The 10,762-nt window shown below is 64.5% G+C and carries 6 protein-coding genes and 2 pseudogenes; 3 read left to right on the top strand and 5 right to left on the bottom strand.

Annotated features, from left to right (window positions below; translation table 11 throughout):
- Window positions 1-189, bottom strand: a pseudogene (locus tag YU3_RS41070) (hypothetical protein); the annotation flags it as partial.
- Between the two features lie 238 nt (window positions 190-427).
- On the bottom strand, window positions 428-736 hold the full coding sequence (locus YU3_RS0133510) for an antibiotic biosynthesis monooxygenase (RefSeq protein WP_027170249.1): 309 nt from the start codon (window positions 734-736) through the stop codon (window positions 428-430).
- A 157-nt stretch (window positions 737-893) separates the two neighbouring features.
- Between YU3_RS0133510 and purH the strand changes: the two genes are divergently transcribed.
- Window positions 894-2,510 (top strand): bifunctional phosphoribosylaminoimidazolecarboxamide formyltransferase/IMP cyclohydrolase, encoded by a 1,617-nt coding sequence (gene purH, locus YU3_RS0133505; RefSeq protein WP_027170248.1) that lies wholly within the window; start codon window positions 894-896, stop codon window positions 2,508-2,510.
- A gap of 193 nt (window positions 2,511-2,703) precedes the next feature.
- Here purH and YU3_RS0133500 read toward each other — a convergent pair whose 3' ends face one another.
- A complete protein-coding gene (locus tag YU3_RS0133500; RefSeq protein ID WP_036260238.1) occupies window positions 2,704-4,083 on the bottom strand; it encodes an MFS transporter in 1,380 nt (459 codons plus the stop codon).
- 470 nt (window positions 4,084-4,553) lie between these two features.
- Window positions 4,554-9,332, bottom strand: a complete 4,779-nt coding sequence (locus tag YU3_RS0133495) for an NAD-glutamate dehydrogenase (RefSeq protein ID WP_027170246.1) — start codon at window positions 9,330-9,332, stop codon at window positions 4,554-4,556.
- 127 nt (window positions 9,333-9,459) lie between these two features.
- On the opposite strand from YU3_RS0133495, the gene YU3_RS0133490 reads away from it, so the two are divergent.
- Both YU3_RS0133490 and YU3_RS0133485 read left to right on the top strand, forming a co-directional pair.
- Complete coding sequence (locus tag YU3_RS0133490; RefSeq protein ID WP_027170245.1) at window positions 9,460-10,023, top strand: peroxidase-related enzyme; 564 nt, start codon at window positions 9,460-9,462, stop codon at window positions 10,021-10,023.
- Window positions 10,024-10,139: 116 nt separating this feature from the next.
- The gene (locus YU3_RS0133485) at window positions 10,140-10,463 is read left to right on the top strand and encodes a hypothetical protein (protein WP_027170244.1); all 324 of its coding nucleotides are present in this window, start codon (window positions 10,140-10,142) and stop codon (window positions 10,461-10,463) included.
- A gap of 44 nt (window positions 10,464-10,507) precedes the next feature.
- Here the strand turns inward: YU3_RS0133485 and YU3_RS41460 are convergent.
- Window positions 10,508-10,762, bottom strand: a pseudogene (locus YU3_RS41460) (hypothetical protein); the annotation flags it as partial.

The following is a 10,762-nucleotide window of genomic DNA, read 5'->3' as shown; positions in this document are numbered from 1 at the left end:
CCGCTGTAGCCGCCGATACTTCGAGGCATGGCGCGCCGGACCGCACAGATGCACGGCCAGATGCGAAAGGTTGACGCTACGCGACTGGGCAAGTCCGGCGATCAGCACCGCAAGCGTCACAAGCCGGCTCTTGCTTAGCGAAAAGTGCCGACCTAACGTCTCGATGAGAGCGGAATGAATCAGTGTCATGGGCGAAGATCCTTTGCTGAGGAATCTTCAATCCAAACACATCATCCCGTTCTCACCCTGACTGTCGTGTACCGTGGAATCCGTTTCAGCGCGACACGCTTTAATGCATGTCGCCCAAAAGTGCGCAGCGGTTTTGGGGAAACGGCATGCATCAAAACAAAGATTTAAAGCGCGTCAGCTGAATTCGTTCAGCGCGACGCGCTTTAAAAGCCCTTGCCTTGCGGAAGCAGCGGTCCGCTCAACCCTGCTGCGGCACGCCAAAGGCATCGTAAGTGCTGAGCGAAGGCGGGCCAGCGAAGGCGAAGCGGATCTTGTCGACCATGGCCGCGGCCTGGCCGCTTCGGTCATAGCGCTCAGCATCTTCTGCTGTGTTCCAGACTGTGACGGCCATGAACGCTTCGCGCTCCTGGTGCTGCTGCAGCAGGACGGCGCTGATGTTGCCGCTCGCCGCGCGAATGGCAGGGATCGCTTCCGTTTCGTAGATCGCTCGCAGCTCTTCGGTCCTGTCCGGGAGCGCCTTGAACTGACCGACTCGCACGAAAGCCATGGCTTCCTCCTGTGATGAACGAGCTTACTCCAGCGATGGCGAACTGTCTTGAACGTCGCGATTACATCCCGGAAATAGTGCGCCGCGCTTGATTTCCGGGCCTCATGTGCTACGGCCCGCGAACATTTCTCAACCAGCCGTGAAAGGCCGCCAGCCCATGGCCGTCCCCGCCAAGAACATTCCGGCGCCCGACCTCGTTCCGGTCCGCCGCGCGCTGCTTTCCGTCTTCGACAAGACCGGCCTGATCGATTTCGCCAGGGCGCTCGCCGCCGCCGGCGTCGAGCTGGTCTCGACCGGCGGCACGGCAAAGGCCATCGCCGAGGCGGGCCTGGCTGTCCGCGACGTTGCCGACCTCACCGGCTTTCCCGAGATCATGGACGGCCGGGTGAAGACCCTGCATCCGTCGGTGCACGGCGCGTTGCTCGGCATCCGCGACGACGCCGAGCATGCCAAGGCCATGCGCGACCATCACATCGAGCCGATCGATCTCGTCGTCTGCAATCTCTATCCATTCGAGGAAGTCCGCCGCTCCGGCGCCGGTTACGCCTCGATCGTCGAGAATATCGACATCGGCGGGCCCGCGATGATCCGCGCCTCGGCCAAGAACCACGCTTACGTCGCCATCGTCACCGATCCAGCCGACTATGCTTCCGTCGTCAACGCGATGGAGATGAATCTCGGCTCGCTGTCGCTCGACTTCCGCAAGATGCTAGCGGCCAAGGCCTTTGCCCGCACCGCCACCTACGACGCGGCGATTTCCGGCTGGTTCGCCGAGGCGCTCGCGATCGAGCACCCGGCATGGCGCGCTTTCGGCGGCCGCCTCGACCAGGTGATGCGCTACGGCGAAAACCCGCATCAGGGCGCCGGCTTCTACCTCTCCGGCGACAGGCGGCCGGGCGTCGCAACCGCCAGGCAGCTGCAGGGCAAGCAGCTCTCCTACAACAACATCAACGACACCGACGCCGCCTTCGAGCTGGTCGGCGAGTTCGATTCCGCCCGTTCGGCGGCGATCGCCATCATCAAGCACGCCAATCCCTGCGGCGTCGCCGAAGGATCCTCGCTGAAAGCAGCCTACGCCAAGGCGCTGGCCTGCGACCCGATCTCGGCCTTCGGCGGCATCGTCGCGATGAACCGCATCCTCGATGCCGAAGCGGCGCAAGAGATCGTAAAAACCTTCACCGAGGTCATTATCGCGCCGGATGCGACCGACGAAGCGGCCGCGATCGTCGCGGCGAAGAAGAATTTGCGCCTGCTGGTCGCCGGCGGCCTGCCCGATCCACGCGCTGCGGGTACGATGGTCAAATCGGTTGCCGGCGGGCTTTTGGTGCAAAGCCGCGACAATGCGGTCGTCGACGACCTCGAGCTGAAAGTGGTGACCAAACGCGCCCCGACGCCGGCCGAGATGGCAGACCTCAAATTCGCCTTCCGCGTCGCCAAGCACGTCAAGTCCAACGCCATCGTCTATGCCAGGGACGGGGCGACGGTCGGCATCGGCGCCGGCCAGATGAGCCGCGTCGACTCTTCGCGCATCGCCGCCCGCAAGGCGCTGGATGCGGCCGAAGCGGCTGGTCTTGCCGAACCGCTGACCAAGGGCTCGGTCGTCGCTTCCGACGCCTTTTTCCCCTTCGCCGACGGCCTGCTGTCGGCGATCGAGGCCGGCGCCACTGCCGTCATCCAGCCCGGCGGCTCGATGCGCGACGAGGACGTGATCGCCGCCGCCGACGAGCACGGCATCGCCATGGTGTTCACCGGCGTGCGGCATTTCAGGCATTGAGACTTCTTCCCTTCTCCCCTTGTGGGAGAAGGTGGATCGGCGCGCAGCGCCGAGACGGATGAGGGGTGTTCCAGCGGAGTGAGGCGTTGGCGATTGCGACTTTGGACGAGCGCGTTCACCAAGCTGGAACACCCCTCATCCGTCGCCTTCGGCGACACCTTCTCCCACAAGGGGAGAAGGGAAGAGCATCGCGCTACCCCCTCGGCTTGTCCGCCGGATACGGCGTCTCAACGAGGATCGCCATGCCGATGCCGAGGAACAGGATGATCGCTGCCATGCCGAGCCGTGGCGAATCGCTGACGGTGGTGATGGTCGCCACCATGAACGGCGCCAGGAAGCTGGTTGCGCGTCCCGCCAGCGCATAGATGCCAAAATAGCGGCCGGATTCGGCAGCGGTCACGCTGCGCGCCATGTACGAGCGCGACGAGGCCTGCACCGGGCCGAAGGCAAGTCCGATCAGCAACCCATAGAGGATATAGGCTTTTTCGGCCGCCGTGCCGAACAGGCCGCCGGAATCGGCGGTCGAAAGCGGGATCAGGCCGAGCAAAGTGAAACCCGGTCCGGTCGAGACGACGCCGATCGTGGCAACCGAAAGCATCACCAGCGCGATCATCACAACGTGCTTCGAGCCGAGCGCGGTATCGAGCCGCGCCGCGATCCAGCAGCCGAAGATGGCGACGACATTGAGGATGATGCCGAACAGGCCGATCTCGGTGATCGACCAGTGGAACATGCCGGCGGCAAACGTGCCGCCGAGCGCCAGCAGCGCGTTGACGCCGTCCTGGTAGATCATGCGCGCCAGAAGGAAGCGCAGGATGCCGCTGCGCTGGCGCACCTCCACCAAAGTCGATTTCAATTCGGACAGGCCCTCGCGCACCGCCGGCCCGATCGGGATGCCTTTGATGGCGTCGGGCGTGAAGAAGAACATCGGCAGGATGAACAGGAAGTACCATCCGGCCGACATCGGTCCGGTGAAGCGCGCGTCCTCGCCGAGCTTCGGGTCCAGCCCGAACAGCGGGTCGAGCCCGATAAGCGTCTTGCCGGTTTCCGGATTGCCGGCCAGGAACAGGACGACGAAGATCAGCGCGATCATGCCGCCGAGATAGCCAAGCCCCCAGGCCACGTTGGAGATCCTGCCGATCTCAGCCTTCGGCACCAGCCGCGGCATCATGGAATCGTTGAACACGGTGGAGAATTCGGCCGCCACCGAAGCCAGCGAGAACAACAGCACGACCAGGAACAGGTTCGAGCCAGGTGCGGCGAACCAAAGCAGGGCAAGGCTGGTGATCTTGATCGCGGCGAAGAAAGCGATCCATGGTTTGCGCGGCCCGGTCTGGTCGGCGATCGAGCCGAGCACTGGCGACAGCACCGCGATGACCAGGCCGGCGGCGGCAATGCCGTAACCCCAGGCGGCCTGTCCGCTGGTCGGGTCGCTCGCCATGCGCGAAACGAAATAGGGTCCGAAGATAAAAGTGGTGACGACGGTGAAGAAGGGCTGCGCCGCCCAGTCGAAGAACATCCAGCCCCAGATGCCGCGCCCCGATGCCCGCTGCACTGTCTCTACTGCCGCCATGCTGATTCCCCTGGCATCGCTCGCGTCGGGCGCCATGTCTGCATGTTTTCAGGCAGCGATGCAAATGAACAAGCGGTGCCAATTCCTCGCCCCACGAAGTGGGTGGCCCGGCGAAGCCGGGACGGAGAGGGGCTACGGCATGCGCACATTTCCGAGCACCTGGTGTTTGGCAATAGCGTGCATGACAACTTGGCGCATGCATTGTCTAATGTAGCGCTGGTCGACCCCCACTCCGTCTCGGCTTCGCCGAGCCACCTCTCCCCGATCGACGGGGTAGAGGAAAGGCGCCAAGCTTTTTGCCGTTACGCTCGGCAGCAACGCGCCCTTCCTTTCCCTCCGGAGGGGGGAAAGGTGGCGCTGCGAAGCAGCGACGGATTGGGGAACCACGTGGCAATCAGGCCTCGGCCTGATCAGTCACGCCAGTCACAGAAGATGTGTGCATAGTGTAGCCACTTCGGGGGTGAGGAACTTCACATCCCCGTCAGATCGCTCATCAGGCCCGACGCCACCGACAGCCGCGACACGGTGATGTCGCCGCCTTCGGTCAGCGCCTGCAGCCGCTCGCGGATGCGCGCGACGCGTTCGCCGCCCGCTTCGAGCCAGGCCGCCACCGGATCCGCCGCCGTGCCGTGGCTGGTGAGCGCCGCCACCGCGATGCCGCGGCGCGCCATGCCGATCGTGTCGGTTGCGCGCGACAGCGCCAGCTGGTCGTAATAGTCGGACGGCATGATCGAGCGCGCCGCTTCCTCGACGCGCGGGATGCGGAAGGCGTCGCTGACGGCGAAGAAGGCCTTGGCCGCGCTGACGATGTCGGCATTGGCCGTGCGCGCGGTGAGCGCGACGTCCGGGATCAGCTCGGCCACCTCGGTCAGAGCGAGCTGCCCGGCGAGTTTCTCCGGCGCGCCGCCCTTGAACAGGCCGTGCCGCCGCTCCTCGATGCGCTCGCGCGAGAAGGCCGGCATCAGCGACGCCAGCTTCGGCTCCAGCGCCTTGCGGGCTTCCTGCAGCTCGGCGATGCGCTGGCCGAGCGGTGCGGAACCGGCTTCGTTCTTCAGGTACCAGCCGCTGGTCACGAAGATGAGCCGGCTAATCGCCTGATAGAGATCGAGCTGGATCTGGCCGTCGATCTGGTTGTCGAGCGCGTCGATCTCCTTGTAGAGCGCAGGCAGTGCAAAGCCGTCGCGGACCATGGCAAAGGTGCGAACGACATCGGCCGCGGTGCGGCCCGTCGCTTCCTGCAACCGGTTGACGAAGGACGGCCCGCCGCGATTGACGAGATCGTTGGCGATGACACGCGTGATGATCTCGCGCCGCAGCCTGTGGTCGCGGATCTCGCCGGCGAATTTCTTCGCCATGCGCTCCGGGAAATAGCCCATCAGGTCGCGGTCGAAATGGGCATCGTCCGGCACGTCGCTGGCGACGATATCGGAGAACAGCACGATCTTGGCGTAGGCGAGCAGCACGCCGAGCTCGGCCCTGGTTAGCGGCTCGCCACGCGCCTCGCGCTCGGCAAGGGCTGCCGGCGACGGCAGCGTCTCGACCGCGCGGTCGAGCAGGCCGCGCGCCTCCAGCGCCGTCATGAAACGGGCCTGGTGCGCGATGTCGGCCAGTCCGCGCTTGCGCGCCAGCGAAAGCGCCAGCGTCTGCTGGTAGTTGTTGGACAGCACCAGCGCGCCGACCTCGTCGGTCATGTCGGCGAGCAGCTTGTTGCGCGCCGGCCGCGTCAGCGAGCCTTTGCGCATCGCGGATGCCAGCGCGATCTTGATGTTGACCTCGACGTCGGAGCAGTTGACGCCGCCCGAATTGTCGATGGCGTCGGAATTGCAGCGGCCGCCATTCATGCCGAACTCGATGCGCGCCCGCTGCGTGACGCCGAGATTGGCGCCCTCGCCGATCACCTTGGCGCGCAGGTCGAGCGCGGTGACGCGGACGGCGTCGTTGGCGCGGTCGCCGACATCGGCGTTGCTCTCGCCGGAAGCCCGCACATAAGTGCCGATGCCGCCGAACCACAAAAGGTCGACCGGCGCCTTGAGGATGGCGTTCATGATCTCGACCGGCGTCGCCGTCGTCTTGCTAAGCCCGATCGCGGCGGCCGCCGCTTGCGGCAGCGTGATCGATTTCTGGTTGCGCGAGACGATGACGCCGCCTTCCGACAGCTTCGACTTGTCGTAGTCCTGCCACGACGAGCGCGGCAGCGCGAACATGCGCACCCGCTCGGCCATCGAGGCCGCCATGTCCGGATCGGGATCGATGAAGATGTCGCGGTGGTCGAAAGCGGCGATCAGCCGGGTCTGCGGCGACAACAGCATGCCGTTGCCGAAGACGTCGCCCGACATGTCGCCGACGCCGACCACGGTGAAGGGCGAAGCCTGGATGTCGCGGTTGATCTCGCGGAAATGCCGCTTGACCGCTTCCCAGGCGCCCTTGGCGGTGATGCCCATCTTCTTGTGGTCGTAACCGGCCGAGCCGCCGCTGGCGAAGGCGTCGTCCAGCCAGAAATTGTGCTTCTCGGAGATAGCGTTGGCGGTGTCGGAGAAGGTCGCCGTGCCCTTGTCGGCGGCGACGACGAAATAGGGATCGTCCTGGTCGCGCCGCACCACGCCGACCGGCGGGATGACACCGTCGACGCCGATATTGTCGGTGATCGACAGAAGGCTGGAGACGAAATTCTTGTAGGCCGAGGTCCCGGCTTCGAAGATGGCATCGCGCCCGGCGCTCATCGGCAGCTTCTTCGGATAGAAGCCGCCCTTGGCGCCGACGGGCACGATGACCGCGTTCTTGACCTGCTGCGCTTTCACCAGCCCGAGCACCTCGGTGCGGTAATCCTGGGCGCGGTCCGACCAGCGCAGGCCGCCGCGCGCCACCGGGCCGAAGCGCAGATGCACGCCCTCGACCTCGGAGCCGTAGACGAAAATCTCGCGCCATGGCCGCGGCGCGGGCAGTCCCTCGACCGCCTGCGAGTCGAGCTTGATCGCCAGCGATTGCCCTTTATCCTTCGTATCGGCAACGAAATGATTGGTGCGGAGCGAGGCTTCGATCAGATTGAGATAGCGGCGGATGATGGTGTCGTCATCGATGTTGGGCACCTCCTCCAGCGCGTCCTTGATCTTGGCCTTGAGGTGCTTGGCCGCGACCGCGCCGTCGCCTTGCGCCGTCGGCCCGAGCCGGGCGACGAACAGCGCATGCAGGCCACGCGCGATCTCGGGGTAGCGGTTGAGCGCGGCGGCGATGAAATCCTGGCTCTGCGGAATGCCGGCCTGCTGCAGATAGCGGCCATAGGCGCGCAGGATGGTGATCTCGCCCGACCACAGGCCCGCGGTCTGCGCCAGGCCGTTATAGCCGTCATTGTCGACATCGCCGCGCCAGACTGAGAGAAATGCGTCCTCGAACAGCGCGCCGCCATCGGTAAGATCTATTCGCGCGCCGTAGCTGTTCTCCAGCTCCATGTCGTGGATGAACACCTTGCCGGCCGGATCGTCGCCGACCTCGAAAGTGCGCTCGCTGATGACGCGGAAGCCGATGTTTTCCAGCACCGGCACGCGCCGCGACAGCGCCACCGGGCTGCCATGGTGATAAATCTTCAGCGCCGCCTGCTGCGGCTTCTGGTCGGCATGGCGGTAATAGTCGATGGCGATCGGATTTTCGGCGCTGATCCTGGCGATACGCCCGGCATCGGCCAGTGCCACGGCTGCCGTGAAGGTGTCGCGATAGCTTTCAGGGAACCGCGCTGCGATCGCCTTCAGCGACGGATCGCTGCCGGCGGCTTCGGCGGCTTCGGAAAGAGCATCCTCCCAGGTGCGCACGATGTCGCGGATCGCCGCTTCGATGGCCGCCTGCTCGACCTTCGGCGTCTTGCCGCCGGAACGGCCGATGATGAAATGCACGCGCGCCAGCCCGCCTTCCGGGAAGGCGGGGTAGTAGGCCGAAAGCCGGCCCTCGAAGACGGTCTTCAAATAGGTGCCGATCTTTTCGCGCACGACGCTGTCGTAGCGGTCGCGCGGCACGAAGACGAGGATCGAGACGAAGCGGTCGAACTGGTCGACGCGCACCAGCGCCCTGACGCGCGGCCGCTCGATCAGCCCGAGAATGGCGCTGGCGTGTTTGCGCAGAATGGGAATCGGAACCTGGAAAAGCTCGTCGCGCGGATAGCTTTCCAGCACGTTGATCAGCGCCTTGCCCGAGTGATCATGCGGGTCGAAGCCGGATTTCGAGATCACGGTCTCGGCTTTCGAGCGCAGATAGGGGATCTTCATCACCGAGCGCGTGTAGGCGGTCGAGGTGAACAGGCCGACGATGCGTAGCTCGCCTGCCAGCGCACCCTTCGACGTATAGGTCTTGATGCCGATGTAATCGAGATAGATGCGGCGATGGACCGACGACTTGGCGTTGGCCTTGGTGACGATCAACGGCTCCGGCCCATGCAGGAAGGCGCGGATCTCCGGCGTCGTCGTCACCGCCTCGGTGCCGCGCCGCAACACCAGCACGTCGGGATCCGACAGGATACCCATGCCGGGTTTCTCGGCGCGCTCCAGCGAGCCGCTTTCCTCGCCGCCGACATATTTGAACTCGCGCATGCCGAGGAAGGTGAAATTGTCGTCGCGCAGCCATTCGAGGAAGGCGATTGCCTCGGCGACGCTCTGCTTGTCGAGCGGCACCGCCGAGTAGCGGAATTCGGAAATCGCCTGATCCAGGCGGGCGAGCATCCGCTTCCAGTCGACGACGGCGGCGCGGACCTGCGAAAGCATCTTGCGAAGCCGCTCGGTGAGGCTCTTCGCCTGGTCGGCGGTCAGTCGCGGGATATGGACATGGACGACGCTCAGCCGGTCGTGTTCGTCATCCTCCTTGCCGCTGTCGCTGAGGATATCGACCACACCGGCCTTGCCGTGGCGGACGGTGACGATCGGATGGGTGACCAGCGTCGGCTCGCCGCTGATCTCGGTGATCTCGCCGAGGATAGAATCGAACAGGAACGGCATGTTGTCGTTGACGACTGTGATGACCGTGACCGGCCGGCCGTCGCAGGCAACGCCTGAATCGGCTTCGACGGCAACGACGCTTTCGCCCGTCCTATGGTTCGCGACCGCCCGGCCCGCGAGTTCACCGGCGCGCTCGAGGTCTGCCACGTCATAGGCCGCGATGTCCTCGGCAGGCGCCCGGGCAAGCAGATAGTCGGCAAGCCTTGCGGGTTTCTCCACCGCTTTCGCGCTGGCGGCGGTTTTCTTCTTTGGCTTGGATTTCACGCTGGCCATGACGCTTATTCCCTCCCGTCGTATGCTTTTGCGACTATCGTAGCAGATGACCGTTGTTTCGCGACAAAGGTTTGACGACGCATTAAAAAATTCGAGCCGACGCCGTGCCCTGCAAGGAGAACGACCCATGAGCGACAAGATCACCGCGCTCGACCTTGTCCAGGCGGAGCTCAGCGAGGCGACAAAAGCCTATTTCGCCAAATGCGAGGAGAAGCTCGGCCTCGTCCCCAACGTGCTTCTGGCCTACGCCTTCGACGAGAAGAAGCTGCGCGCCTTCACCGACATGTACAACGATCTGATGCTGGGCGAGTCCGGCCTGTCGAAGCTGGAGCGCGAGATGATCGCGGTCGCCGTCTCCTCGATCAACCATTGCTACTACTGCCTGACCGCGCATGGCGCGGCGGTGCGCCAACTGTCGGGCGAACCGGCGCTTGGCGAGATGATGGTGATGAACTTCCGCGCCGCCGACCTGTCGGACCGCCAGCGCGCCATGCTCGAATTCGCGGTCAAGCTGACCGAGGAGCCGGCCAGGATCGTCGAGGCCGACCGCGCGGCACTGCGCAAGGCCGGTTTTTCAGACCGCGACATCTGGGACATCGCCTCGACCGCGGCCTTCTTCAACATGTCGAACCGGGTGGCTGCCGCCGTCGACATGCGCCCGAACCCCGAATACCACGCCATGGCACGATAGCAGTCACATTATATTAGCCATAGTGCATTCTCGTTGCTTCTCAGCCCATTTGGTCCGATCATGACCAAGCGGCGCGGCCGCATGCCGGTTCGACGCCGCCAACAAGGGAGGAGAACATGGCGAAATTTCTCTATGTCTACCACGGCTCCGGCAAGATGCCGACCGACGAAGCCGAGCGCAAAGCGTCTATGGATGCCTGGACCGGCTGGTATGACAAGCTCGGCTCGGCCGTGGTCGATGGCGGCAATCCCGTCGGCATGTCGAAGACGGTGCTGCCGAGCGGCAAAATCGAGAACAATGGCGGCAGCAATCCGACCGCCGGCTACACCATCGTCGAAGCCAAGGATATCGACGACGCGGTCGCCAAGGCGAAGCAGTGCCCGATCCTGATGGACCCGGCATTCAGCGTCGAGATCGCGCCGATCATCGAGATGATGTAGCGCTTAAAGCGCGTCGCGCTGAAACGGTTTCCACGGTACACGACTCAGGCGTTTTTTGAGCTGATCATCGATCTTCGGGGTGCTTTTTCGAGCCACGCGTGGGCGGCTGCTTTGGGGCAGTTGACGATCCAGTCTCTGAGTGCGTCGAGACCGATGCGGAACCAGGATTTTTCGCGGCGGCCGTGGCTTTTGCGGGGTATGGCCTTCATGCCCATGGTTTGGGTGGCGCATCGGTAGGCCCATGTGATGGCGAGCATCACGATGACGATGAGGCTTGCGAGCTTCTCGGGATTGGTGAT

The sequence above is a fragment of the Mesorhizobium sp. WSM3224 genome (assembly GCF_000427725.1).
GTDB lineage: Bacteria > Pseudomonadota > Alphaproteobacteria > Rhizobiales > Rhizobiaceae > Mesorhizobium.
The sequence above is the reverse complement of the archived record's forward strand: the minus strand, read 5'-3'. Positions and strand labels throughout refer to the sequence as shown.